This is a genomic window from Kribbella sp. NPDC059898 (assembly GCF_042730855.1).
Classification (GTDB): domain Bacteria; phylum Actinomycetota; class Actinomycetes; order Propionibacteriales; family Kribbellaceae; genus Kribbella.
On sequence record NZ_JBHWKR010000006.1, the window covers coordinates 206110 to 230559 of the forward strand.

Genomic DNA, 24450 nt, shown 5'->3' on the forward strand with positions numbered 1-24450 from the left:
CCGCACCGAGCACCTCCTCGCTACGGCGGGGGATCAGGAGACATGCCCTACGCTTGGCCGCGTGAGCCTTGCCGTACGAGTGATTCCCTGTCTGGACGTCGACGCCGGCCGCGTGGTCAAGGGCGTCAACTTCGCCGACCTGCGCGACGCGGGCGACCCGGTCGAGATGGCGCAGGTGTACGACGCCGAGGGCGCCGACGAGCTCACCTTCCTCGACATCACCGCGTCCTCGGGCTCCCGCGAGACGACGTACGACGTGGTCCGCCGGACCGCCGAGCAGGTCTTCATCCCGCTGACCGTCGGCGGCGGGATCCGGGAGGCGGCCGACGTCGACCGGCTGCTCCGGGCGGGCGCCGACAAGGTCGGGATCAACACCGGCGCGATCGCGCGGCCCGAGGTGATCCGCGAGATCGCGCACCGGTTCGGCAACCAGGTGCTGGTGCTGTCGCTCGACGTACGGCGGTCCGCCGAGCAGCCGAGCGGGTTCGAGGTCACGACCCACGGCGGACGGCGGTCCGCCGGGCTGGACGCGATCGAGTGGGCGCAGCGCGGCTGCGAGCTCGGCGCGGGCGAGATCCTGCTGAACTCGATGGACGCCGACGGCACGAGGCAGGGCTTCGACCTGGAGCTGATCAAGGCGGTCCGCGCGGTGGTCGACGTACCGCTGATCGCCAGCGGGGGAGCGGGGGCGCCGGAGCACTTCCCGCCCGCGGTGCAGGCCGGTGCGGACGCGGTGCTCGCGGCCAGTGTGTTCCACTTCGGCGACTTCCGGATCGCGGCCGTGAAGCAGGCGCTCCGGGACGCCGGGATCGTGGTGCGGTGAGTACGACGGTGGAGCACTCGGAGGAACTGGTCGCGGCGATCGAGCTGGAGCTGTCGGCGCTGTTCCGCCGGTCCCGGTCCGCGTCGCTGCGGCTCGCCCGGCGGGTGCACCCGGAGATGGACGCGGCCGGCTACGCGCTGATCTCCCAGATCGAGCTCGGTGCCGGTACGGGCGTTCGCGCGTCGGACGTGGCGCATGTCCTCGGTCTCGACAAGTCCACGGTCAGCCGCGGCATCACGCAACTGGAGAACCTCGGGCTGATCGAGCGCATCGGCGACCCGGACGACGGCCGCGCCCGCCTGCTCCGGCTGACCACGTCCGGCGCCGAGCGCTACGAGGCGATGCGCACCCAGCGGCAGACCGAGTTCCGCGCGATCCTCGACCGCTGGAACCCCACCGACCTCGCCGACCTCGGCCGCCTCCTCGGCCGGCTCAACACCGACCTCGGCTGAACACCGACCCCGGCTGAGCCGTCGATCTCACCGGTAGTAACCACTGATCCACATCCTGCGCATATGGTTGTGGAAACCAACTATCCGTGTATATAGTTGGGTTATGCAACTAGCTCAGCAACCCCTTGTCCCCGGGGTAGAGCGGGATGCGGCGGCTCAGGAGTTGCTCGAGGGAGTCAGCTCCCTGATCCGGGCCGTCCGCTGTATCGAGCACCGGCACCTCAGCGGCGACGGCGGACTGCGCCGGTCCGACGCGAGCGTGCTCAAGGTGCTGATGAAGGACGGCGAGCAACGTGGCGGCGAGATCGCCGGCAAGCTCGGCGTCGACGCGTCGGTGGTGAGCCGGCAGTTGACCGCGCTGGAGGCCGACGGACTGGTGAGCCGTCGGCCGGATCCCGCCGATGCCCGGGTCGGGCTGGTCAGCCTCTCGGCCGAGGGCAAGGCCCGGCTGGAGGCCATGTACTCCGCCTACACCCGGCAACTCAGAACCGCGTTGGCAGACCTCGACGACGACGCGATGACAGCCGCCGCAGCAACGATGCAGCGCGTGGCGATCGCGATCACCGAGGCCAACAAACTCGTGAGGCAAAGCCCCAAGACTGGAGAGTAATGACTGTCACCGAGACCCGGCAGCAGACGCCCGCTGCGCCGGAACTCACCCACCGCGAGATCCTCGAGATCCTGATCGGCCTGCTCGCCGCGCTGTTCACGGCGATGCTGAGCTCGACCATCGTCAGCAACGCCCTGCCGACGATCATCGCGGACCTCGAAGGCACCCAGACGCAGTACACGTGGGTCCTCACCGCGAGCCTCCTGGCCACCACGGTGTCCACGCCGATCTGGGGCAAGCTGTCGGACCTGGTGAGCAAGAAACTGCTGGTCCAGGTGGCGATCTCGGTCTTCGTGATCGGGTCCGCGCTGGCCGGCCTGTCCCACAACGTGCCGTTCCTGATCGGTGCCCGGGTCCTCCAGGGTCTCGCGATGGGCGGTCTGATGGCGCTCGCCCAGGCCATCATCGGCGCCGCGATCCCACCCCGGTCGCGGGGCCGATACTCCGGTTACATGGGTGCCGTGATGGCGGTCGCGACCGTTAGTGGCCCGCTGATCGGCGGCGTCATCGTCGACACCTCGTGGCTCGGCTGGCGCTGGTGCTTCTACGTCTGCGTCCCGCTGGCCGTGGTCAGCCTGGTGATCCTGCAGAAATACCTGCACCTGCCGGTGCTCAAGCGCAAGGTCCAGATCGACTACCTCGGCGCGGTCCTGATCAGCATCGCGGCCAGCCTGCCGCTGCTCTGGGTCAGCTTCGCCGGGACCGACTTCGCGTGGATGTCCTGGGAGTCGGCGCTCTTCGTCGGCGGAACGCTGCTCGCCGGCTTCCTCGCCGTACTGGTGGAGAACCGGGTCGCCGAGCCGCTCGTCCCGCTGAAGGTGGTGCGGGAGCGCACCACCGCGCTGGCGATCGTGGCCAGCCTGTCGGTCGGTGTCGCGATGTTCGGCAGCGCGCTGTTCCTCGGCCAGTACTTCCAGATCGCCCGCGGGTACAGCCCGACCGAGGCCGGTCTGCTGACGATCCCGATGATGCTCGGCTCGTTCGTCGGCTCGGCCGGCTCGGGTCAGCTGATCACCCGCTACGGCAAGTGGAAGCGATACCTGGTCTCCGGCGGCATCCTGCTGCTCGCCGGCCTGCTGATCCTCGGCACGATCGACCACAGCACCCCCTACTGGTACGTCGGACTCGGCATGCTGGCGATGGGCCTCGGCATGGGGATGACCATGCAGAACCTGGTGCTCGCCGTCCAGAACACCGTCGACGTCACGCAGATCGGCGCCTCGTCCGCGACCGTCGCGTTCTTCCGCAGCCTCGGCGGTGCGGTCGGCGTCTCGGCACTCGGTGCGGTGCTCGCCGCGCGGGTCAAGACCCTGATCGTGGCCGGCGTACTCGCCGGACCGAACGGCCCCGAGGCCGCGCGCAAGCTGCAGGAGAGCGGCTCCGGCAGCACCAGCCTGCTCGACGTGAAGAACCTGCCGCCGCAATTGGCCGCCTTGGTCCGGCACGCGTACGGCGACGCCACCGGGCGGATCTTCCTGATCGCGGCCGCGTGTGCGGTGGTCAGCCTGATCGCGGTCGTGTTCATCAAGGAGGTCCCGCTCCGCAAGACGGTCGCGAAGGTCGCCCCCGTCGAGGAGCTGGTCGAGGACTAGTCGGGCGGCTCCAGGCCGGTCAGTTCGCGGGTGCGGATGATCGGTGAGCCGATCAGCCACACGACGGACAACAGGCCGCCGGCGGCGGAAACGAGGAGGGTTTCGCGGACACCGATCCAGGTGCCGAGGAACCCTCCGGCGACCGCGCCGAGCGGCCTGATGCCGTAGTTGATGCTGCTGAACGCGCCCGCCACCCGGCTGCGCATGTGGTCGTGGCAGACCACGGCCTGCAAAGCGTTCAGCGGTACGTCGAAGCACATGACCGCGAACGCCCCGACGAACTCGGCCGCCGCCAGCGCGACCGCCTTCACCCACAGCGGGCCGTTCGCCAGGGCGGCGATCGCGATCGAGCACGGGAAGACCACAGCGCCGAACGCGATCACCGGGCCGGCGCCGAACCGGCGGCTGAGCGGCGAGGCGCTGACCGCACCGAGCAGGCCGCCCGACGCGCCGATCCCGAACGCCAGGCCGATGACCCCGGCCGACAGCCCGAGGATGCGGCTCGCGAACAGCACGAGCAGCGCCGTACTCATCAGGTTGAAGAAGTTCACCGTGGTCGCGCAGCCCAGGCTGCGGCTGATGTACGGATGCTTCAGCACGTAACGCATCCCGGCCGCTGCCCGGCGCAGGATCGGCTCGCCGGACTCCTCCGCCGGGCCCGGGTCGATCTTCAGCCGGGCGAGCTGCACCGCCGAGAACACGAACGTGAAGGCGTCGACGACGATCGCGAGCGGCGCGCTCAGCCACTGCACCAGCAGGCCCGCGACGGCCGGCCCGCCCATGAACGAGATCGACCGGGTCGCGGACAGCTTGCTGTTCGCCTCCAGGAACTGCTCGCGCTCCACCAGCCGGACGAAGAACGACGCGTTCGCGGTGTTGAACACGACATGCGCCGTACCGGCCAGGACCGCGATCGCGTACAAGTGGCCGAGGGCAAGGAACCCGAACCAGTAGGCGACCGGCAGCGTGAGCAGCAGGACCGTCCGGGTGAGGTCGGCGGCGATCATCAGCGGGCGCTTGTCGCGGCGGTGGTCGACCCAGGTGCCGATGAACAGCGACGCGATGTTCGGCAGCCAGACCGCCGCGGTCAGGAAACCGACCTGGCTGGGGGAGGCGTCCAGCATCGTGACCGCGATCAGCGGCAGCGCCAGCTCGGTGATCCGGTCGCCGAACTCGGACACGCCCTGCGCGGACCAGAATCGGCGGAACCGGGCGTCCCGCCAGAGGCTCGTGGCGGCGAGCGTGGCCATCAGGCGTCCGTTGCTTCAGGCAAGGAGATCCGCAGGTGCCGGACCGGCCGCGCGTCCGGCGGTACGTCGCCGGCGTCGCGGCGCTGGACGTACGGCGCCAGCAGTTGCTCGATCGCGGACTCGAGCGCGTCCGCCTCGGCCGGGGTGACGACCAGCAACGTGTTCGCCGACCCGGCCCGCCGGCTCCACTCCGGGTCGAGGTTCGGCTCGGTCTCGACCAGCCAGTGCTGCGCGGCCTCGAGCGCCTGGTTCATGATCTCGGTCCGCAGCAGCCGGCCGGCCTCGGCGCCTTCCGGGGTGTCCGGCATCTGGTAGCGGAACCCGCGGGACGCGGCGTACCACCACCGTTGCCGTTTGTCCGAGCCGCTCGGCGGCGGGCCGTCCTTCACCAGGCCGAACTGCGCCAGGTGCCGCAGGTGCCAACTCGTCACCGAGGGGGAGGCACCGACGTGTTCGGACAGCTGCGTGGCCGTCGCCGGGCTGTTGCCCTGCAGGTAGCTGAGCGCGGCGAGCCGGACCGGGTGGGCGAGCGCACGCATCGCCTGCGGGTCGGTGATCTCGAAATCGCCGTACGGATTTCTGAGAGACATGTTTCGAGAGTAGTCTCTCAGATCTCCGGCGGCAAGGTTCTACGGCTAACGACAGGAAGTGGTCGCGCTCGCCGTTGCCTGTGACGCTCACCGAAGGTCAGAATCGAGGCCCAAGGGCGACTACCTCCTGTCGTTAGCCCAGGGTCCAGATGTCGCTGATCAGGTCGGGGCGCATGCCCACGGTGGTGTACAGGGCGACCGCGGGGGTGGGGTTGTTGGTGTCGACGTGCAGGATCGTGCCGGAGTGGCCGGCCGCGGCATCGGCGGCGAAGGCGTTGCGCAGCAGATACTTGGCCAGTCCGCGGCCGCGGGCGGACGAGACGACAGCGAGGCGGCCGACGTACCCGCAGTTGTCCGTGCCGACGAAGTTGTCGTTGCACTCGGTCATCGCGACCGCCTGCCCGTCCAGCTCCAGGATCGTCACCTGCGACCAGTCGAACGTCGACCGGCTCTCCCGCGACGCCACCCACTCGTCGTACGGCCGCGGCAGCGTCCCGGGCTGCTCCGCGAACGCCTCCAGCAGTACGGCGTGCGCCGCCCGCCGGCTCGCCTCGTCCGGAGCACCTCGCCGTACGACGATCCCGTCCGGCACCGCGGGTTCCGCCACCGGGCCGTCGAAGGTGATCCGCATCCGGTGGACGGAGGTCCCGATCGCATACCCGCGCGCGGTGAGGACGGCCGGCAACAGCTGGTCCTGTTGAATCGCCCCAACCCGAAGCACGGCCGCTCCGCGGCCGGCGGCGGGGGTGACGGCGGGCGGGGCGGCGGGGGTGACGGCGGGCGGGGCGGCGGGGGTGACGGCGGGCGTGGCGGCGGGGGTGACGGCGAGGGGCGCGGCGGGGGCGAGGGCGGGGGGCGCGGAGGCTGCGGTTGCGCGTTCTTCCGCCTTCTGCAGCAGCCAGTTGAGGACGGGCGGCTCGGTGCTGAGGATGTCGACGACGATGTGCGAGCCGCCGGTGATCGGGACCGCCGTGGCCGACCCGGCGAAACCGTCCGGTCCGAAGACCACCCAGCCGTCGGTGGCCGGATTCGTGCCGGGGTCGCGCAGGTAGTTGGCGACGTCTTCAGGGCTGTGTTTCGCGAAGCCCAGGAGGGCGGACGTGTAGGCGGCGGACCGCTCGGCGATCAGCGGCGCGTCGTCCAGCCGCATCGGCCGCCAGGTGTAGCCGTCGGGCAGGCTCATACCGCGACCTCGAGCCGCCAGACCTCCATGACGAGCACGGCCCGCATCCCGACGGACAGGTACACGCCGAGTGCCGGCGTCGGGTTGTTCGTGTCGACGTGCAGGATCGTCCCGGCCCGCCCGTTCGCCGCGTCCACCGCGAACTGGTCCCGCAGCAGGAACTTCGCCAGCCCTTTCCCGCGCGCCTTCTCCAGTACGGCGAGCCGCCCGACGTACCCGCAGTCCTCGTCCTCGACGAACTGGTCGTTCGCGGACAGCATCGCGACCGCCTCGCCGTCGACCTCCAGCACCGTCAGCTGCGACCAGTCGAACGCCGAGTGGTTCTCCTGCGCCGCCTGCCACTCCTCGAACGACCGCGGCGTGAACCCGAACTGCCCGTCGAAGGCAGCGTTCAACACGGCATGCGCCGCCCGCCGGCTCGCCTCGTCCGGAGCGCCCCGCCGCACCACAACCCCCGCAGGAACCTCCGGGGCGGCAACCGCCCCGTGGTGGTCGATCCGCATCCGATGGAAGGTTGTCCCCGGAGCGAACCCGTAACCGGCCAGACGTGCTGCACGGGCGATGTCGGCCCGGTAATTGACGGCGTCGAGCTGGACCGAAGAATGCCCGTAGCTTCGAGCGAACTCCGCCGTCCGCCGCAGGATCTCCGCGAGGAGGTAGGCCTCCGCAGCGAGGTCGGTGGTGACCACGTCGGCGTCCAGCTGGCGGTGATCGCCCTTGCCGAACACCGCCGCGTACCCGGCCAGGCGATCCCCGTCGAACACCAGCCAGCCGTCGGTCGCGGGTTCGAAGCCGGGCTCGGTGAGCTGGTCCTCCGCATCCTGCAGGGTGTAGTCGGCGAAGCCGACGACCGACGTGTTGTAGTCGGACACCAACTCGAGGAGTGCCCGCGCGTCCGCCTTCGACGGTGGGCGCACGGAGTACCTGTCAGGCAGTACGGCGGTCATTCGCCCATCGTGGTGAATGACCGCCGCACCTGTCGAACGGATTAGCAGGCCTTGTCCCACTCCGACTCACACGCAGGCGAAGCCGCCTTGAACGGCGCGACGACAGCGGCCGGCGGAGGAGCCTGGTCGGACCACGACGCGAGCGTCACGCCGACCGCGTCCTCGATCGAACGCGGACTGACCAGGTAGTTGTTGCTGATCATCGAGAACACGAGCTTCCGGCCGTCCTTGTTCGTGACGTACCCGGACAGCGCGGTGACGCCCGTGAGCGAGCCGGTCTTGCCGTGCAGGTTGTTCGCGGCCGGCGTGTTCTGCATCCGGCTGCGCAGCGTCCCGCCGACGAACCGGTCCGGGTTGCCCGCGATCGGCAGCGCGTCGTACCACTGCTTCCACCACGACTCCTTTTGCGCTCCGATCAGTACGTCGGTGACCGAGTCGGCGGTGACATTCACCTTGCGGGACAGCCCCGAGCCGTCGGACAGCCGGATCCGGCTGGTGTCGACGCCGAGCGTCTTGGCGTACTTCGTCACCACGTCGAGCCCGGACGACCAGCTGCCGTCTGCCTCCGCGACCGCGCCCATCATCTTGACCAGTGTCTCGGCGTGCATGTTGTTGGAGAGCTTGAGGAACGGCGTCATCAGTTCGCCGACCGTCATCGACTCGTCCCGGGCGAGCCGGGTCGCGCCGGCCGGTGTCGCCGCGTTCTCGATCTTCCCCTGCACCGTGATGCCCTGCGCCGCGAGCGCCCGGCGGAACACGTCGGCGGCGTACAGCTCGGGCTCCCAGACGGTCACCCAGTCCTGCTCGACCGCGGACCCGAACGGCATCGACCCGGTGATCCGGACGACGTTCGTGCCGTGGTCGCGGTCGACGCTGATCGTGTTCGCGGAGCCGGCCGCGCCGGTGGTCGCGGTGTTGACCAGCTTCAGTACGCCGTTCGCGGGCACTAGGTCGAGCTTCGCCGGAGCACCGGCGGCGGCACCCGGACGGGTCTCGACGATCGCCGTACCGGAGTCGTAGTCGGTGTTCGGCGCCAGCGTCAGCGCGGAGATCTGGGCGTTGTAGTAGTACGGCTCGTCGTCCCAGGCCCAGCTGTCGCCGAGCCGGACGTGGTCGAAGTACGTGTCGTCCGCGACCAGGTTGCCGAAGACCCGGCGGACACCGGCCGCCTTCAGCTGCTTCGCGAGGCCGGCGTAGTCCGACTCGAGCGCGGTCGGGTCGCCGTACCCCTTGAGGTAGAGGTCACCGAGCAACTGTCCACCGCGGACGGGTGCGGTGGCGAGGACGTCGGTGTGGAAGCGGTACGACGGGCCGAGCGTGTGCATCGCGGCCGTCGAGGTGAACAGCTTGGTGTTCGACGCGGGCAGCAGTCGCTCGGCGCCGTTCTTGTCGTACAGGGTCTCGCCGGTGCTCGCGTCGCGCACCACCAGCGCGACCTGCGAACCGTCGTACCGGCTGTCGTTCAGCAGGCTGTCCAGCCGTTGCTGCAGTGGCGTCGCTTGTACGGCGGCCGGCGTCGCCGCGGACTGCCCGACGAAGCCGCCGGCGACCGCGGCGACCGCGGCCACGGCGGCCACCATCCCGCGCCCCGACACTCTCGGTAAAAGACTCACGAGACACTCCCTTGATCCAGGCGGAAATCAACTAGCGGGAGTCTCCACCTCCGAATCTTCAGGGTCCACCCCTAACTTCCCTTTCTTTCCTTCCTTCATTCCCTGGTGTGTTTCAGGTGAATCGATGTAAAAGTGGGAGTCGCAGGTATCCGCCCCCACCTGAGGAGTCACCCATGCGACGACTTCTGGCGGCCTTGGTGGCCGCCCTGAGCTTGACCACGTTCCTGTCCGTGCCGGCGCAGGCAGACGCCGGAGCCGTCTTCCCGAGCGAGATCATCGGCGAGAACTTCCCCGACCCGGACGTCTTCGAGCAGAACGGCACCTGGTACGCGTACGCCACCAACGGCAGCCGCGGCACCGTCCCGGTCGCCTCCGCACCGAGCGCCGACGGCCCGTGGACGATCCGCGGCGACGCGATGCCCGGCGGCCCGTCCAGCGCCTGGGCGCAGCCCGGCCGCACCTGGGCACCGGACGTCTACCCGAACCCGGACGGCACCTACACGCTCACCTACACCGCCTGGCACAAGGCGTCCGGCCGGCAGTGCATCGGCGTCGCCACTGCCACCAGCCCGCTCGGCCCGTTCCAGCCCGTCGGTACGGCGCCGTTGATCTGCCCGCTCGACATCGGCGGCGCGATCGACCCGAACACGTTCGTCGCGAACGACGGCACCCGGTACCTGGTCTGGAAGAACGACGGCAACGCGGTCAGCCAGCCGTCGACGCTCTGGCTGACCAAGACCGCGAACAACGGCCAGACGCTGGTCGGCGGCAACACCGCGATGCTGACGTCGAGCGGCATCATCGAGGCGCCCGACCTGGTGCAGCGCGGCTCGCAGTACGTGCTCTACTTCTCCGGCGGCGGGTACAACGACTGCAACTACCTCACGTCGTACGCGACCTCGACAAGCCTCAGCGGGCCGTGGACCACGGCGTACCGGCCGTTGATGACGACCGCGACGTTCGACAGCCACGTCTGCGGGCCGGGCGGCGCGGACTTCGTCGGTGACAAGGTGTTCCTGCACGGCTGGGTGAACGGCGCCCGGCACCTGTATGTCGCGGACGTCGGGTACGCGAACGACTACCCGGTGGTCCGCGGCAGCCGGGTCCGGTACGAGGCTGAGCGCGGGACGCTCAACCACTGCACGGTCCGCGCGAACGCGGCCGGCGCGTCGGACGGGAAGGTGGTCGCGTACATCGACTACGCCGACTCGTGGGTGGAGAACACCGTGTTCGCGCCGGTCGCGGGCAGTTACACGCTGTACGTCGGGTACGCCAACGGATCGGCGTCTACCGCCAGCCACGGTCTCGTTGTCAATGGCAACAACGCCGGCTCGGTCAGCTACCCGGTCACCGGGTGGGACAACTGGCACGAGAGCGCCGTCCCCGTGACGCTGAACGCCGGCTGGAACACGATCCGGCTGACCAAAGGCAACTTGTACACGGAGGTCGACTACCTCGAAGTGCAGTAAGGCCTGACCCCGTAGTCTCGTACTGCACAAGTACTACGGGGAAGCAGGCGATGGCGAAACCACCAGAGCAGGTGTCGAAAACCCGGCGACGACGTCCGGTATGGCTGGATCTCCGCCGTACCGGACGTGGCCTGGGCGCCATGCTGTACGGCGGGCTCGCGTCGCTGATCACGCTGACCATCACGTTCTGGCTGCTGCCGCAGATCAGCAGCGACGGGCGGCTGCCGATCTTCCGGCTGGTCGTGCTGCTGGCGGTGTTCTCGGTGCTGATGCGCTGGATCCTGGCCGGGATCGCGGTCCTGATCGGGTCGATCGGCGTGCTGGTCGGCGGGCTGCTGTCGCAGTTCGCGGTGGTGTACCTCGGGATCACCGTCGACCCCGGCGTCGACCTGCACGGCGGCGTCGAGGCGCCGGTGCTGGTGTCGATCGTGATGTCGTCGATCAGCGCCTTCGTCGGCTGGGTCGCGTACGCGGGCAGTGACGACGCGTACGTCGCCGAGGTGATGCGGGTCGTGCACCGCCGCGCCCGGCGGATCCAGCCCGCGCCGAAGACCGGGATGCTGATCGTCCAGATCGACGGCCTGTCCGCGCCGCTGCTGAACTGGATGGTGCTGGCCGGCAACCTGCCGAACCTCGGCGGCTGGATCCGGGACGGCGACCACTCGCTGCAGACCTGGCACACCGGCGTACCGGCGACCACGCCCGCGAGCCAGGCCGGCATCCTGCACGGCGGCTCGCTGCACATCCCGGCGTTCCGGTGGTACGAGAAGGAGACCGGCCGGGTGATGGTGACCAACCGGGCCCGGGACGCGGCGGAGATCGAGAAGCGGATGTCGACCGGGCGCGGGCTGCTCGCGGACGGCGGCGTCAGCATCAGCAACAACTGGTCCGGCGACGCCGAGAAGTGCGAGCTGGTGTTCAGCCGGGCCGCCCTGCCGACCAGCCGCAGCCGCGGCTACATCCGGTTCTTCTCCAGCCCGCAGGGGGCCGCGCGCGGCCTGATCCTGTGCGTGGCGGAGGTGATCAAGGAACTGCACCAGGCCCGCCGGCAGCGCGTCCGGCACCTGGTCCCGCGGGTGAAGCGCGGTGGCGGGTACATCTTCGTGCGCGCGATCACCAACGTCCTGCTCCGCGACCTGAACGTCTCGCTGATCACCGACGAGCTGGTCAAGGGCACGCCGGTGATCTACTGCGACTTCGTCGACTACGACGAGGTCGCGCACCACGCCGGGCCGACCCGCGCCGAGTCGCTGCAGACGCTGGAGGGCCTGGACCGGGTGCTCGGCGCGCTGCGGCGGATCATCGAGATCCTGCCGCACTCGTACGAGATCGTCGTCCTGTCCGACCACGGCCAGAGCCAGGGGTCGACGTTCCTGCAGCGGTACGGGCGCACGCTCGCCGAGGTGGTCGACGACCTGGTCGACACCACCAAGGAGCCGGTCCAGGCGGTCGGCAAGTCCGAAGGCTGGGGCCAGGTGAACGCGTTCCTCACCGAGCTGACGATGCGCCGCAGCGTCGCCGGATCGGTGACCCGGAAGGCGCTGCACGTGAAGACCGGCGAGGTCGAGCTCGGCCCGAAGGACTGCGAGCCGCCGATCGCCCCGGACGAGCAGATGGTCGTCACCGCGTCCGGCAACCTCGCGCTGATCTACCTCGCGACCACCCCCGGCCGGGTGCCGCTGGAGGAGATCGAGCTGCTGCACCCGAAGCTGATCCCGGGCCTCGCGACGCATCCCGGCATCGGGTTCGTGGTGGTCGACTCGCTCGCCGAGGGCCCGGTCGCGATCGGCGCCGCCGGGGTTCACGTGCTGCGCTCCGGGCGGGTCGAGGGCGCGGACCCGTTGACGCCGTACGGCGAACTCGCCGCCGCCTCGATGCTCCGGCAGGCGGGGATGCCGCACAACGGGGACCTCGTCGTGGTCAGCCGGCTCGACGAGTACACCCACGAGGTGGCGGCGTTCGAGGAACTCGTCGGCTGTCACGGCGGCATCGGTGGCTGGCAGACCGAGGCGGTGCTGGTGCACCCGAGCCGCTGGGTGCTCGGCGAGCCTCCCGTAGGCTCGGACGCGGTACACGAGGTGCTGATCGGCTGGCTGGAGAACCTGGGGCAGCGCAAGGACCAGCGAGAACCGGTCGAGTCGAAGGTAGAGGCCTGAATGCGCGTCACCTGGTGGGGTCATGCCACCACGACGATCGAGGCGAACGGTACGCGGCTGCTGACCGACCCGGTGCTGACCGCGCGGATCGCGCACCTGCGGCGCCGCCGCGGCCCGGCCCCGCTGCCCGAGGCGGGTGACTGCGACGCGGTCCTGGTGTCGCACCTGCACGCCGACCACCTGCATCTGACGTCGTTGCCGTTCATCTCGCCGGACGCCGCGCTGGTGGTGCCGCGCGGTGCCGCCAAGCTGATCCACGCCGACAGCGGGCCGCTGTACTCGGACCGCTGCATCGAGGTTGCTCCCGGCAACCAGCTGAAGATCGGGTCGCTGCAGCTCGACGTGGTCACCGCCCACCACGACGGCCGCCGGCTGCCGTGGTCGTCGTACTCGGCGCCCGCGGTCGGGTACCGGGTCGACAGCTCGCCGAGCGTCTGGTTCGCCGGGGACACCGATCTGTACGACGGTCTCGCGGCCGAGGCCGGGCCGGTCGATGTCGCGCTCGTCCCGGTCGGCGGCTGGGGGCCGTCGCTCGGCCCGGGCCACCTGGACCCGGTCCGGGCGGCCGAGGCGGTGCGGCGGGTCGGTGCGGCGACCGCGGTACCGGTACATTTCGGGACGTTCTGGCCGATCGGCTGCGACTGGATCAAGCCGGAGCTGTTCCTGCCACCGGGGGAGAGGTTCAAGACCGCGATGACCGACGTCGACCCCGGAGTGAAGGTCGAGGTCCTGACGCCGGGCGATTCCCTCGAGGTCCCTGCATGAGCGGCGACGCCACGTTCGATCTTTGGTATCTGTTCGCGTTGGCCGGGGCTGTGCTGATCGGTGCGGTGCTGCCTGTGCTGCCGACGGGGGCCGCGGTGTCGGCGGGCGCCGTACTGGCGTCGCACAGCCACCCGATCGGGCTGGTCGGTGTACTGATCGCCGGTGCCGGTGGTGCGTACGTCGGCGACCTGATCGTGTACGCGGGCTGCCGTTTCGGCGGTGAGCGGCTCGCGAAGCGGATCGGGTGGTTGCGCGACAATGCGTCGCTGGACGCGCTGCGGGACCGATTGGCCGAGCACGAGATCGGCGTCCTGCTCACGTCCCGGCTGGTCCCTGGAGGCCGGGTGCCTGTGCTGCTCGCGGCGGGGCTCGCCGGGTACCGCTGGGAGCGGTTCGCGATTGTCGACCTGGCAGCCTCGTCGCTGTGGGCCGCGGTCTACATGGCGATCGGCCTGCTCGGCTACGCGCTCTTCGACGAGCCGTGGCAGGGCGTATTGGCGGCGATCGTGCTGGTCATCCTGACCACGGTCGTCAGCAGCCTGATCCAGCGCGCCCGACGCCGGTCGAAGGCCGCGTCAAAGGCCGAATGACGCGTTCCGGAGCTGCTCGACAGCTTCCGCGTCACCGTCGAGCTGTACGTCGGCGACCGCCTGCCGCCCGCTGCAGAACAGCGTCAGCTCGGCGGGCTCACCGCTCACCGTGATCGAGCCCAGCGCGGTCGGCTGCTTCGCGACGACGCTCGTACCGTCGGGCCGCATGATCACCAGGCCGGTCGGGGACTTCCGGGCCATCGACCGCGCCGCCAGCTTGATCCCCTTCCACAGGCCGTCCTGCTGATCGGCCGGCAGCGCGCGGATCTCGTACGACGGCTGCGCGCGGCGGACGTCCTCGTGGTGGATGAAGTACTCCCCGGTGTTGATCTGCGCACCGAGCTTCGGGACCGCGAACAGCGACGCCCGCGGCGGCCCGCTCCGGACCTTGCCGACCACCTCGGCGAACCCGTACCGCTCCTTCACCCGCTTCATCCGGCGCTCGGTCGTCTCCGCGAACGCCGAGATCACCAGCCCCGGCCCGGCCATCGGATCAGCTTCCCGCACATACAGGTGCACCGCGAGGTCGTAGGCGTCCCAGCCTTCACACAACGTCGGGGCAGCTGGTCCGACCTGGTCGAACAGTTCACACAGAGCGAGTCGTTCTACCCGGCTGTAGTCGGTCACATATCCGATCGTAGTTGTCGGTGGGGAATGGCAGAATGTCAATCGTTGTCATGCCTGTGTCCCACGTTCGCACCTGTCTGCCTGGAGTGAGTCTTGCCTGTCCCGAAAGTCCCCGACAAGGGCAGCGTCACCCGGCGGGGGTTCGGGGTGCTGCGGGTCGCGATCTGGGAGGAGCCGGGCATCTTCGCGCTGTCCGTGCTCGCCAGCATGTTGTACGGCGGGATGACCGTGGCCGGTGGCTGGGCGCTCGGCTGGTCCACCGACCACCTGATCCGCCCGGCCTTCGAGCGCGGTGACGTCAGCGGCGGCACGATCGCGGCGCTGATCTCGCTGTTCATCGGGATCGCGATCCTGAACGCGATCGGCGTCGTCGGCCGCCGGCTCGGCGCGGGCGTGATGCAGTTCCGGCTGCAGGCGACGTACCGGCGCCGGGTCACCCGGCAGTACCTGAGGCTCCCGCTCGAGTGGCACCACCAGCACTCCACCGGCATGTTGCTGTCGAACGCGAACGCCGACGTGGAGTCGACCTGGTTCGTGATCGCGCCGCTGCCGATGGCGATCGGCGTGATCGCGATGCTGGTCTTCGCGACCGTCGCGATGTTCGCCGCGGACGTCTGGCTGGCGCTGGTCGGCTGCCTGGTGTTCCCGCTGGTGTTCGTCGCGAACGTGATCTTCCAGCGGTACCTGCAGCCGCTCGCGACCCGCGCGCAGCAGCTCCGCGCGGACGTGTCCGAGGTGGCGCACGAGTCCTTCGACGGCGCGCTGGTGGTGAAGACGCTGGGCCGGGAGGCGGCGGAGACCGAGCGTTTCCGCGGTCCGACGTACGCGCTCCGGGACGCGAACATCGCGGTGAACAAGGCCCGCGGCATGTTCGACCCGGTGATCGACGGCCTGCCGCGACTCGGCGTACTCGCGGTCCTCCTGGTCGGCGTCGGGCGGGTTCGATCCGGTGGCGCGGACGCGGGTGACGTGGTCCAGGTGGCGTTCCTGTTCACGCTGATCGGGTTCCCGATCCGGGCGCTCGGCTGGGTGCTCGGCGAGCTTCCGCGGTCGGTCGTCGGCTGGGACCGGGTGCAGCGCGTGCTGACCGCCGAGGGCGGGATGGAGTACGGCGAGGCGCGGCTGACGTCGGCGAAGGCGGCCCGGCTGCAGGTGGCCGGCGTCCGGTTCGGGTACCTCCCGGAGCGCGACGTACTCGCCGGTGTGGCCTTCACCGTCGAGCCGGGCAGGACCGTCGCGGTCGTCGGGCCGACCGGGGCCGGGAAGTCGACGATGACCACGCTGCTGACCCGGCTGGTCGACCCGGAGCAGGGCGCGGTGAAGGTCGACGGCATCGACCTGCGCGACCTCGCCCGCGACGAACTGGCCGGATCCGTCGCACTGGTCGCGCAGACCGCGTTCCTGTTCGACGACACGATCCGCGGCAACATCACGCTCGGTGGCGAGTACACCGACGACGACGTGTGGGACGCGCTCCGGATCGCCCAGGGCGACAGCTTCGTGAAGGCGCTGCCGGACGGCCTGGACACCAAGGTCGGCGAGCGCGGTACGACGCTGTCCGGCGGGCAGCGGCAGCGGATCGCGCTGGCCCGCGCACTGGTCCGGCGGCCGCGGCTGCTGATCCTGGACGACGCGACCAGCGCCGTCGACCCGCAGGTCGAGGCGCGGATCCTCGCCGGCCTGCGGTCCGCCGTCCAGGAGGACGCCGCGGCGGCGACGACCGTGCTGGTGATCGCGTACCGGAAGGCGACGATCTCGCTCGCCGACGAGGTGCTGTTCCTGGACGAGGGCCGGATCCAGGCGCACGGCTCGCACACCGAGCTGCAGGCGTCGACCCCGGCGTACCGGGACCTGGTGGACGCGTACGAGAAGGACGCCGAACGGCGCGAGGAAGAGGAAGAGGTGTCGGCGTGAGCGCGGCAGAGGCCAGTCGTCTGGACCACGGCGACAACGCGGGTGGGATGCAGACCCTCAAGGAGGGCCTGAAGGTCTCGCCGGAGCTGGCGCGCGGGTGGTGGCTGACCGGGATCCTCGCGCTGACCATGACGGCCGGGCGGATCGTCGTACCGATCGCCGTCCAGCAGACCATCGACAAGGGCCTGTCCGGCCCGAACGGCCCGAACATGTCGTACGTCGCCTGGATGTGCCTGGTGTGCGCGCTCGGCGTGATCCTCACCGCGGGCGCCTCGTACCTGACCACCGTGCGGCTCGCGGTCAACTCCGAGCACGGGCTCGCGACGATGCGGATCAAGGCGTTCCGGCACGTGCACGACCTGCCGGTGCTGACCCAGAGCACCGAGCGCCGCGGCGCACTGGTCAGCCGGGTCACGTCCGACGTCGACACGGTCTCGCAGTTCCTGCAGTTCGGCGGGTTCATCTTCCTGGTCAGCATCGGGCAGATGTTCCTGGCGACGATCGTGATGTTCTTCTACTCGTGGCAGCTCGCGCTGGTCGTGCTGCTCTGCTTCGTCCCGCTGTTCGGCAGCCTGAAGTACCTGCAGCGCGCGATGTCGGCGGCGTACGGCGTGGTCCGGGCGAAGGTCGGCGAGATGCTGTCCGCGATCGCGGAGCCGGTGGTCGGCGCGCAGGTGGTCCGCTCGTACGCGATCGAGCAGCGCACCCAGGACCGGATCGACGCCTCGATCGAGGACTACCGGAAGACCGCGACCCGGGCGCAGACGATCACCGGTGTGACGTTCTCGATCGGCGGTCTGGCCGCGGGGCTGGCGAACGCCGGCGTACTGACGGTCGGCGTGCTGCTCGGCGTGGACAAGCAGGCGACGCTGGGCGAGCTGCTCGCGTTCATGTTCCTGGTCGCGCTGTTCTCGGACCCGGTGCAGATCGCGACGCAGGTGCTGACCGACGCGCAGAGCGCGTTCGCCGGCTGGCGGCGGGTGCTCGGCGTGATCGCCACGCCCGCCGACGTCGCGGACCCGGGCGAGGACGGCGTCCGGCAGGCACGCGGCCCGATCACGGTGGAGTTCGCCGATGTCGACTTCGCGTACCCGGAGGGCGAGCTGGTGCTGCGGGACGTCGACGTCCGGATCGAGCCGCGGCGGCGGGTCGCGGTCGTCGGCGAGACCGGGTCCGGCAAGACGACGTTCGCGAAGCTGCTCACCCGGCTGATGGACCCGACGTCCGGGGCGGTCCGGCTGGACGGGGTGGACGCGCGGGAGATCTCCTTCGACTCGCTGCGGGAGCGGGTCGTGATGGTGCCGCAGGACGGGTACCTGTTCGACGCGTCGCTGGCCGACAACGTGCGGTTCGGGCGGCCCGAAGTGACGGACGCGGAGCTGCTGGCCGCGTTCGAGTCGCTCGGGCTGACGGACTGGCTGGAGTCGCTGCCGGACGGGCTGGACTCACCGGTCGGTCAGCGCGGCGAGTCGCTGTCCGCGGGGGAGCGGCAGCTGGTCGCGCTGGTCCGCGCGAACATCGCCGACCCGGACCTGCTGGTGCTCGACGAGGCGACCTCGGCGGTGGACCCGGGCACCGAGGTACGGGTGAACGCGGCGCTCGAGCGGCTGATGGCCGGCCGTACGTCGGTCACGATCGCGCACCGGCTGTCGACGGCCGAGGCCGCGGACGAGGTCCTGGTCTTCGACGAGGGCGTCGTCGTGGAGCGCGGGCCGCACGCGCGGCTGGTGTCCGCGGGCGGGGTCTACTCGCGGTTGCATGAGAGTTGGGTGGCGCAGGGCGGCGTACCGAAGAACGGGTAGTCCTCGCCGCCGGCAGCTCGGGTCACGCTCAACGTGAGCCGCCGGCGGCCGAGGACGGCCAGTACTACCCGTTCTTCGGTACCGCGATCACGCCGTCGGTGCGGGCCCCGGCTGCGGAACCAGCAGGAACTCGACACCACCCTTGTCGTCCACCGCCGCATCCAGGATCTTGTCGTCGAGGGCGTTCGCGGCGTTCTGCTCGAGGAAGACCCGGGCACCGGCCTCCTCGACGACCTGGTCTCCCGGCTGCGGAGCCTCGGTCGTGGTCACCGCGAGCGCCGGATCTGCCGGGTTCTCCTGCGAGATCCGCACCCCGGCTCCCGCCGGCGCGCCCTCGACCCCGGTGATGCTCTTGATCACCAGCGTCGCGTTCTCAGTCAGGGTCAGCACAGCCCACTCCATCCGTCGGTTGTCATAGCTCCCGCCCCGTGCCCGCAACCCGGAATCACAAACCTCCGGGCGATGGTGTGTGATCGGGGGATGGCGATCGAGTTGAGTACTGCGGGGACCGGGGAGCTGGGCAGCGTCGTGGCGGTGCTGCGGGAGTGGATCCGGGACGGCGACCCGTCGCAGCTGCATCCAGGGGATCTGGGGTGGTTCTGGCGGTTCGGGATCGAGCGGACGGCCGCGGCGACGCGGATCTGGCGGCGGGACGGGGAGATCGTCGCGGTCGGGATGCTGGACGAGCCGGACTGGCTGCGGACGGGGATCAGGCCGGAGTTGCTGCGCGACGACGAGCTGGCGCGGCGGATCGTCGCGGACGTGTCCGTGCCCGCGACCGGTGTGCTGGTCGAGGGCAAGGCGTACGTCGAGACGCCGACGGGTGCGCTGGTTCAGGACCTGCTGTCCAAGGACGGCTGGAAGGCGGACGCCCCGTGGGTCCCGGTCCACCGCGACCTCAGCGACCCGGTGCCGGATCCGGGTGTGCGGGTCGACGTGATCGGCGCGGCGGAGGCGCACGAGCGCACCGCTGTCCAGCGCGCCTCGTTCGCCGGGTCGACGTTCACGAACGAGCGCTGGTTCGCGATGTCCGACGGCCTGCCGTACGCGGACGCGCAGTGCCTGGTGCTGCGCAACGAGATCGGCGAGTCGGTGGCCGCCGCGACCGTGTGGTCGGCCGGAGCGGGCCGCCCCGGCTACATCGAGCCGATGGGCGTCCACAACCTGCACCGCGGCCGCGGCTACGGCACCGCGATGGTGCTCGCGTGCGCGCGGGCACTGCGGGAGCTCGGCTCGTCCAGCGTCTACACGGTCACGCCGGGCACCAACGTCGGCGCGATCGCGACGTACCAGGCCGCCGGGATGCGGACCCTGGACGAGATCCGTTCGCAGTACCGGGACGCTTAGACAGCCACGTCGTCCGCGGCCCGGAGCACGCGCAGAATGTTGCCTCCGGCAAGCTTGCCGAGGTCCTCGGAGCTCCAGCCGCGGTCGGCCAGGGCCGTGAACAGCACGGGGTACGACGCCACGTCCGGCAGCTCCAGCGGGAAGTCCGGGCAGCCGTCGTAGTCGCCGCCGACCCCGATGTGGTCGATCCCGGCGACCTCCCGGACGTGCTCGACGTGCGCGACCACGTCCGCGAGCGTGGCCCGCGGCCGCGGGCGGCCGACCAGTTCCTCGACCTGCGCGCGGTGCTCCGGGCCGTAGACGTTCAGGCCGGCCTCCTTGGCCTTGGCCTGGGCGTCGTGCACCCACTCGGCGTACGCCGGCGAGACGAACATCGGCACGAACGTCACCATGCAGACGCCGTCGTTGCCGGCCAGCGTCTCGAGGACGTCGTCCGGCGCGTTCCGCGGTACGTCGCAGACCGCGCGGGCCGACGAGTGGCTGAAGATCGCCGGCGCACCGGTCGCCCGGAGCGCGTGCCGCATGGTGTCCGCGGAGACGTGCGACAGGTCGACCAGCATGCCGATCCGGTTCATCTCCCGGACCACCTGCTCGCCGAACTCGTTCAGCCCGCCGAGCACCGGCTCGTCGGTCGCGGAGTCCGCCCAGGACACGTTGTCGTTGTGCGTGAGCGTCATGTACCGGACGCCGAGCGACCGCATCACCCGCAGCACACCGAGCGACTCACCGATCGAGTGACCGCCCTCCATCCCCATCAGCGACGCGACCCGGCCGGCCTTGATCGCGGCGTCCACGTCGTCGGCGGTGTCCGCGAGCTGCAGGTCGTCGGGGAACCGCTCGACCAGTCGCCGGACGAAGTCCAGCTGCTCGAAGGTCCGCCGTACGGCGTGCTCGTCCTGCGGCACCCACAGCGACCAGAACTGCCCGCCGACGTTCCCGGCCCGCAGCCGCGGCAGGTCCGTGTTCAGCTGCGGCACCGATCCGGCGAGATCGTGCGCGTCCAGGTCGTACCCGCACAACTCGTAGAACGCGATCGGCAGGTCGTTGTGCCCGTCGATCACCGGATGGTCCGCCAGCACCGCCTGAACCTGCGCCTCACTCGTCGTCATGCCGGTCATCTTGTCAGCAATCCACCGGCCGGAGTTCGTCGGCACACACCGTTGTCGGGCCCCGGCTTGTGATCAGCGACAATGGACAGGTGAACATCGACGAGTTGACCTTCGACGCGGCCGGGCTGATCCCGGCGGTGGTGCAGCAGTACGACACGCGCGAGGTCCTGATGGTGGGCTGGATGAACGCCGAGGCAGTACGCCGTACCGCCGAGACCGGGCGCAGCACCTTCTGGTCGCGCAGCCGGCAGCAGTACTGGGTCAAGGGCGAGACCAGCGGCCACCGTCAGCACGTCAAGCAGCTCCTCGTCGACTGCGACGCGGACACCCTGCTGGTGCTCGTCGACCAGGAGGGCCCGGCCTGCCACACCGGCACCCGCAGCTGCTTCGAGCACGGGGAGATCAAGGCGTGAACACCCCGGACATCGACACGTTCCGCGAGTACGCGAAGGACCGCCGGGTCATCCCGGTCACCCGCCGGCTGCTGGCCGACGCCGAGACCCCGATCGGGGTGTACGGCAAGCTGGCCGCCGAGCGCGAGGGCACGTTCCTGCTGGAGTCCGCGGAGAACGGCGGCGTCTGGTCGCGGTACTCGTTCATCGGCGTCCGCTCCGCCGCGACGCTGACCGAGCGGAACGGCGAGGCCGTCTGGACCGGGAACCCGCCGGTCGGCCTGCCGCAGACCGGCGACCCGCTGCGGGCGCTCCGGGAGACGCTGGAGATCCTGCACACCCCGCGGCTCCCGGGCCTGCCGCCGCTCACCGGCGGCATGGTCGGCTTCCTCGGGTACGACGCCGTCCGCCGGCTGGAGCGGTTGCCCGACACAACGACCGACGACCTCGGGCTGCCCGAGCTGACGTTCCTGTTCGCGACCGACCTGGCCGCGCTCGACCACGAGACCGGCGAGATCTGGCTGATCGCGAACGCGGTCAACTGGGACGACTCCGACGACCGCGTCGACGAGGCCTACGCGGACGCCGTCCGGCGGCTGGACGCGATGGAGCGGGACCTGGCGCAGCCGACCCCGTCGTACGTCGTCCGCGCCGACCGGCAGGCGCAGCCCGACCCGCACCGGCAGCGGTCGAGCGCGGAGTACCGGCAGGCGGTCGAGCACGCCAAGGAGGAGATCCGCGCGGGCGAGGCGTTCCAGATCGTCGTCTCGCAGCGGTTCGAGCTGCCGAGCACGGCGTCCGCGCTGGACATCTACCGGGTGCTCCGCCGGTCGAACCCGAGCCCGTACATGTACCTGGTCCGCCTGGACGGCTTCGACATCGTCGGGTCCAGCCCGGAGGCCCTGGTCAAGGTCACCGAGAACAAGGTGATCCTGCACCCGATCGCGGGCACCCGCCGCCGCGGCGCGACCCCGGAAGAGGACCACGCGCTGGAGGAGGAGCTGCGCGCGGACGCCAAGGAGCGCGCCGAGCACCTGATGCTCGTCGACCTCGGCCGCAACGACGTCGGAAAGGTCTGCGCCCCGGGCACGGTCGAGGTGGTCGACTTCATGGACGTCCGCCGGTACAGCCACGTCATGCACCTGGAGTCCACTGTCACCGGTCAGCTCAAGGCCGGGATGACGGCGTTCGACGCGCTCGCCGCGGCGTTCCCGGCCGGAACGTTGTCCGGGGCACCGAAACCGCGGGCGATGGAGATCATCGACAAGCTCGAGATCACCCGGCGCGGGGTGTACGGCGGCGTGGTCGGCTACCTGGACTTCGCCGGCGACGCGGACACCGCGATCGCGATCCGGACCGCGGTGCTCCGCGGCGGGACGGCGTACGTGCAGGCCGGTGCCGGGATCGTCGCGGACTCCGACCCGGCCGCCGAGGACGCGGAGTGCCGGACCAAGGCGGCCGCCGTACTGAACGCGATCGCGGTCGCGGGAACGTTCAGCGAAGTATGAGACTCCAACGGATCGTCGACCTGCTCGCCGTCGCGGCGCTCGTCCTGCTCGGGCTGTCGGGCTACCTGACGTGGGTGTCCGCGAACCCCGGTAACGGGCGCAAGGACGTGGTCTTCAACGGCTACACGATCACCAAGGCGCCCGTGACGCTCGCCCTCGCCGCGGTGGTCGCTGTAGTGGTCACGAAGCTCGCCGGCACGCTCCTGCGGAGAGTACTGGGCGGTCTGGTCGTGCTGCTCGGAGTAGCCGCGATCGTCGTCGCTCTGGGCGTGCGCCCCGATGGCCCTGAGCTGAGTAGGTTGCGGCCCGAGTTGAGTGATGTGATCGCCAACCAGGTGACCCAGACGGTGGGGCCGGCGCCGTGGCTGGCGTTGGTGGGTGGGATCGCACTGGTCGCGGCGGGGTTGCTGACCGCGCTGACGGCGGGGCGATGGCGGCGGCCGACGCAGCGGTACGAGCGTGATCCGGCCGCCGCACCGGCCGATCAGTGGAAGGCGATCGACGCCGGGGAGGACCCGACTCTCTGATCGCGGAGGGCTACCGCCACAATAGGACGGGACGACGAGGAGGAGTGGCGCCAACTATGGACAATACGGTGGCGAATCAAGGGGCCGACCGGATCGAGGAGGAGGCTCCGCACGATCTGCACGGCAACAGCCCCGCGGCGTGGACGGCGGTGGCGATCGTGCTGGTCGCGTTCACGGTCGGCGCCATCGCGATGGTGCTCGGGCCGAACTGGGTGCTGTTCTGGATCTCGGTCGCGATCGCGGTGCTCGGCGCGCTGGCCGGCAAGGTGCTGCAGCTGCTCGGCTTCGGGGTACCGACCGACGGCCACCTCTGAAGGGCGGACGGACATGACTGTGCTTGACGACATCCTCGCCGGGGTCCGGGAGGACCTCGCGGAGCGCCAGGCGCGGGTCAGCCTGGACGACCTGAAGCAGGAGGCCCAGCGGAAGCCGGACGCCAAGGACCCGATGCCGGTGTTCCGCGGCGACGGGATCGCGGTGATCGCCGAGGTGAAGCGGTCCAGCCCGTCCAAGGGCGACCTGGCCGAGATCACCGACCCGGCCGCACTGGCCGGGGAGTACGAGCTGGGTGGTGCCGCGGCGATTTCGGTGCTGACCGAAGAGCGCCGGTTCAACGGCAGCCTGGACGACCTGCGCGCGGTCCGCGGCCGGGTGGACGTGCCCGTGCTGCGCAAGGACTTCGTGGTCTCGTCGTACCAGCTGTGGGAGGCCCGGGCGGCCGGCGCCGACATGGTGCTGCTGATCGTGGCCGCGCTCGAGCAGGAGGCGCTGGTCTCGCTGATCGAGCGGGCGCACTCGATCGGCCTGTGCCCGCTGGTCGAGGTGCACGACGAGGAGGAGACCCGGCGTGCGGTGGACGCCGGCGCTCAGCTCATCGGCGTCAACAACCGGAACCTGAAGACCCTCGAGGTCGACCGGGACACCTTCGCCCGGGTCGCGCCGACGATCCCGACCGAGCTGGTCCGGGTGGCCGAGTCCGGCGTCCGCGGCCCGCATGATGTAATCGAGTTCGCGCGCGCCGGGGCCGATGTCGTCCTCGTCGGTGAAACTCTGGTGACCGGCCGCGATCCCCGCGCCTCGGTCGCCGACCTCGTCGCCGCCGGATCGCACCCCGCCATCCAGCAGCGGCACTAGACCTCTCCTCCCGGTCCAAACGGGTAGGGGCAGTAACTCTCCCGAGCCGT

General features: G+C 70.4%; 24 protein-coding genes. 16 read left to right on the forward strand and 8 right to left on the reverse strand.

What is annotated here, in order from left to right; translation table 11 throughout:
• Positions 1 to 61 precede the first annotated feature (61 nt).
• The 4 genes from hisF (at position 62) to ACFV9C_RS20890 (ending at position 3477) form a co-directional block, all read left to right on the forward strand.
• A complete protein-coding gene (gene hisF, locus ACFV9C_RS20875; protein WP_380195833.1) occupies positions 62 to 823 on the forward strand; it encodes an imidazole glycerol phosphate synthase subunit HisF in 762 nt (253 codons plus the stop codon).
• Positions 820 to 1275 carry a MarR family winged helix-turn-helix transcriptional regulator gene (locus ACFV9C_RS20880; protein WP_380195835.1) on the forward strand — a complete coding sequence of 152 codons (456 nt, stop codon included), beginning with the start codon at positions 820 to 822 and terminating at the stop codon, positions 1273 to 1275. Before hisF ends, ACFV9C_RS20880 begins: the two co-directional genes overlap by 4 nt.
• A gap of 103 nt (positions 1276 to 1378) precedes the next feature.
• On the forward strand, positions 1379 to 1885 hold the full coding sequence (locus tag ACFV9C_RS20885) for a MarR family winged helix-turn-helix transcriptional regulator (protein ID WP_380195837.1): 507 nt from the start codon (positions 1379 to 1381) through the stop codon (positions 1883 to 1885).
• Positions 1885 to 3477 (forward strand): MDR family MFS transporter, encoded by a 1593-nt coding sequence (locus ACFV9C_RS20890; RefSeq protein ID WP_380195839.1) that lies wholly within the window; start codon positions 1885 to 1887, stop codon positions 3475 to 3477. Before ACFV9C_RS20885 ends, ACFV9C_RS20890 begins: the two co-directional genes overlap by 1 nt.
• Here the strand turns inward: ACFV9C_RS20890 and ACFV9C_RS20895 are convergent.
• The 5 genes from ACFV9C_RS20895 to dacB form a co-directional block, all read right to left on the reverse strand.
• Positions 3474 to 4727, reverse strand: coding sequence for an MFS transporter (locus ACFV9C_RS20895; RefSeq protein WP_380195841.1), 1254 nt, complete (start codon positions 4725 to 4727; stop codon positions 3474 to 3476). The two genes, ACFV9C_RS20890 and ACFV9C_RS20895, sit on opposite strands and share 4 nt — an antisense overlap.
• A complete protein-coding gene (locus ACFV9C_RS20900) occupies positions 4727 to 5317 on the reverse strand; it encodes an ArsR/SmtB family transcription factor (RefSeq protein ID WP_380195843.1) in 591 nt (196 codons plus the stop codon). Before ACFV9C_RS20900 ends, ACFV9C_RS20895 begins: the two co-directional genes overlap by 1 nt.
• 133 nt (positions 5318 to 5450) lie before the next feature.
• On the reverse strand, positions 5451 to 6500 hold the full coding sequence (locus ACFV9C_RS20905; RefSeq protein ID WP_380195844.1) for a GNAT family N-acetyltransferase: 1050 nt from the start codon (positions 6498 to 6500) through the stop codon (positions 5451 to 5453).
• Complete coding sequence (locus ACFV9C_RS20910; protein WP_380195846.1) at positions 6497 to 7447, reverse strand: GNAT family N-acetyltransferase; 951 nt, start codon at positions 7445 to 7447, stop codon at positions 6497 to 6499. Before ACFV9C_RS20910 ends, ACFV9C_RS20905 begins: the two co-directional genes overlap by 4 nt.
• Positions 7448 to 7488: 41 nt before the next feature.
• Complete coding sequence (dacB, locus tag ACFV9C_RS20915) at positions 7489 to 9060, reverse strand: D-alanyl-D-alanine carboxypeptidase/D-alanyl-D-alanine-endopeptidase (protein ID WP_380195848.1); 1572 nt, start codon at positions 9058 to 9060, stop codon at positions 7489 to 7491.
• Between the two features lie 173 nt (positions 9061 to 9233).
• On the opposite strand from dacB, the gene ACFV9C_RS20920 reads away from it, so the two are divergent.
• Genes ACFV9C_RS20920 through ACFV9C_RS20935 form a run of 4 tightly spaced genes read left to right on the forward strand, consistent with a single transcriptional unit; the run spans position 9234 to position 14040 of the window.
• Positions 9234 to 10529: a family 43 glycosylhydrolase gene (locus ACFV9C_RS20920; protein ID WP_380195849.1), complete on the forward strand. Its 1296-nt coding sequence runs from the start codon at positions 9234 to 9236 to the stop codon at positions 10527 to 10529.
• Positions 10530 to 10579: 50 nt separating this feature from the next.
• Entirely contained in the window at positions 10580 to 12685 is a 2106-nt protein-coding gene (locus tag ACFV9C_RS20925) for an alkaline phosphatase family protein (protein ID WP_380195851.1), read from the forward strand.
• The gene (locus ACFV9C_RS20930; protein ID WP_380195852.1) at positions 12686 to 13450 is read left to right on the forward strand and encodes an MBL fold metallo-hydrolase; all 765 of its coding nucleotides are present in this window, start codon (positions 12686 to 12688) and stop codon (positions 13448 to 13450) included. It abuts the gene before it with no gap.
• Positions 13447 to 14040 (forward strand): DedA family protein, encoded by a 594-nt coding sequence (locus ACFV9C_RS20935; RefSeq protein ID WP_380195854.1) that lies wholly within the window; start codon positions 13447 to 13449, stop codon positions 14038 to 14040. Before ACFV9C_RS20930 ends, ACFV9C_RS20935 begins: the two co-directional genes overlap by 4 nt.
• Here ACFV9C_RS20935 and ACFV9C_RS20940 read toward each other — a convergent pair.
• Positions 14026 to 14667 (reverse strand): TIGR03085 family metal-binding protein, encoded by a 642-nt coding sequence (locus ACFV9C_RS20940; protein ID WP_380195856.1) that lies wholly within the window; start codon positions 14665 to 14667, stop codon positions 14026 to 14028. The genes ACFV9C_RS20935 and ACFV9C_RS20940 overlap by 15 nt on opposite strands.
• Before the next feature lie 93 nt (positions 14668 to 14760).
• Between ACFV9C_RS20940 and ACFV9C_RS20945 the strand changes: the two genes are divergently transcribed.
• A complete protein-coding gene (locus tag ACFV9C_RS20945) occupies positions 14761 to 16581 on the forward strand; it encodes an ABC transporter ATP-binding protein (protein WP_380195857.1) in 1821 nt (606 codons plus the stop codon).
• Positions 16578 to 18383, forward strand: a complete 1806-nt coding sequence (locus ACFV9C_RS20950) for an ABC transporter ATP-binding protein (RefSeq protein ID WP_380195859.1) — start codon at positions 16578 to 16580, stop codon at positions 18381 to 18383. The genes ACFV9C_RS20945 and ACFV9C_RS20950 overlap by 4 nt, the downstream gene beginning before the upstream one ends.
• 87 nt (positions 18384 to 18470) lie before the next feature.
• On the opposite strand, the gene ACFV9C_RS20955 is transcribed toward ACFV9C_RS20950, so the two are convergent.
• Complete coding sequence (locus tag ACFV9C_RS20955) at positions 18471 to 18773, reverse strand: Fe-S cluster assembly protein HesB (protein ID WP_380195860.1); 303 nt, start codon at positions 18771 to 18773, stop codon at positions 18471 to 18473.
• A gap of 90 nt (positions 18774 to 18863) precedes the next feature.
• On the opposite strand from ACFV9C_RS20955, the gene ACFV9C_RS20960 reads away from it, so the two are divergent.
• Positions 18864 to 19730, forward strand: coding sequence for a GNAT family N-acetyltransferase (locus ACFV9C_RS20960; protein WP_380195861.1), 867 nt, complete (start codon positions 18864 to 18866; stop codon positions 19728 to 19730).
• Here ACFV9C_RS20960 and ACFV9C_RS20965 read toward each other — a convergent pair.
• On the reverse strand, positions 19727 to 20839 hold the full coding sequence (locus ACFV9C_RS20965; protein WP_380195863.1) for a dipeptidase: 1113 nt from the start codon (positions 20837 to 20839) through the stop codon (positions 19727 to 19729). The two genes, ACFV9C_RS20960 and ACFV9C_RS20965, sit on opposite strands and share 4 nt — an antisense overlap.
• 89 nt (positions 20840 to 20928) lie before the next feature.
• On the opposite strand from ACFV9C_RS20965, the gene hisI reads away from it, so the two are divergent.
• The 5 genes from hisI (at position 20929) to trpC (ending at position 24400) form a co-directional block, all read left to right on the forward strand.
• The gene (hisI, locus tag ACFV9C_RS20970) at positions 20929 to 21252 is read left to right on the forward strand and encodes a phosphoribosyl-AMP cyclohydrolase (protein ID WP_380195865.1); all 324 of its coding nucleotides are present in this window, start codon (positions 20929 to 20931) and stop codon (positions 21250 to 21252) included.
• Positions 21249 to 22739: an anthranilate synthase component I gene (locus ACFV9C_RS20975; RefSeq protein WP_380195867.1), complete on the forward strand. Its 1491-nt coding sequence runs from the start codon at positions 21249 to 21251 to the stop codon at positions 22737 to 22739. The genes hisI and ACFV9C_RS20975 overlap by 4 nt, the downstream gene beginning before the upstream one ends.
• Positions 22736 to 23266, forward strand: coding sequence for a Trp biosynthesis-associated membrane protein (locus ACFV9C_RS20980; protein WP_380195868.1), 531 nt, complete (start codon positions 22736 to 22738; stop codon positions 23264 to 23266). Before ACFV9C_RS20975 ends, ACFV9C_RS20980 begins: the two co-directional genes overlap by 4 nt.
• A 68-nt stretch (positions 23267 to 23334) precedes the next feature.
• Positions 23335 to 23580: an HGxxPAAW family protein gene (locus tag ACFV9C_RS20985; RefSeq protein ID WP_380195870.1), complete on the forward strand. Its 246-nt coding sequence runs from the start codon at positions 23335 to 23337 to the stop codon at positions 23578 to 23580.
• Between the two features lie 13 nt (positions 23581 to 23593).
• Positions 23594 to 24400, forward strand: coding sequence for an indole-3-glycerol phosphate synthase TrpC (gene trpC / locus ACFV9C_RS20990; RefSeq protein WP_380195871.1), 807 nt, complete (start codon positions 23594 to 23596; stop codon positions 24398 to 24400).
• Positions 24401 to 24450: the final 50 nt, after the last annotated feature.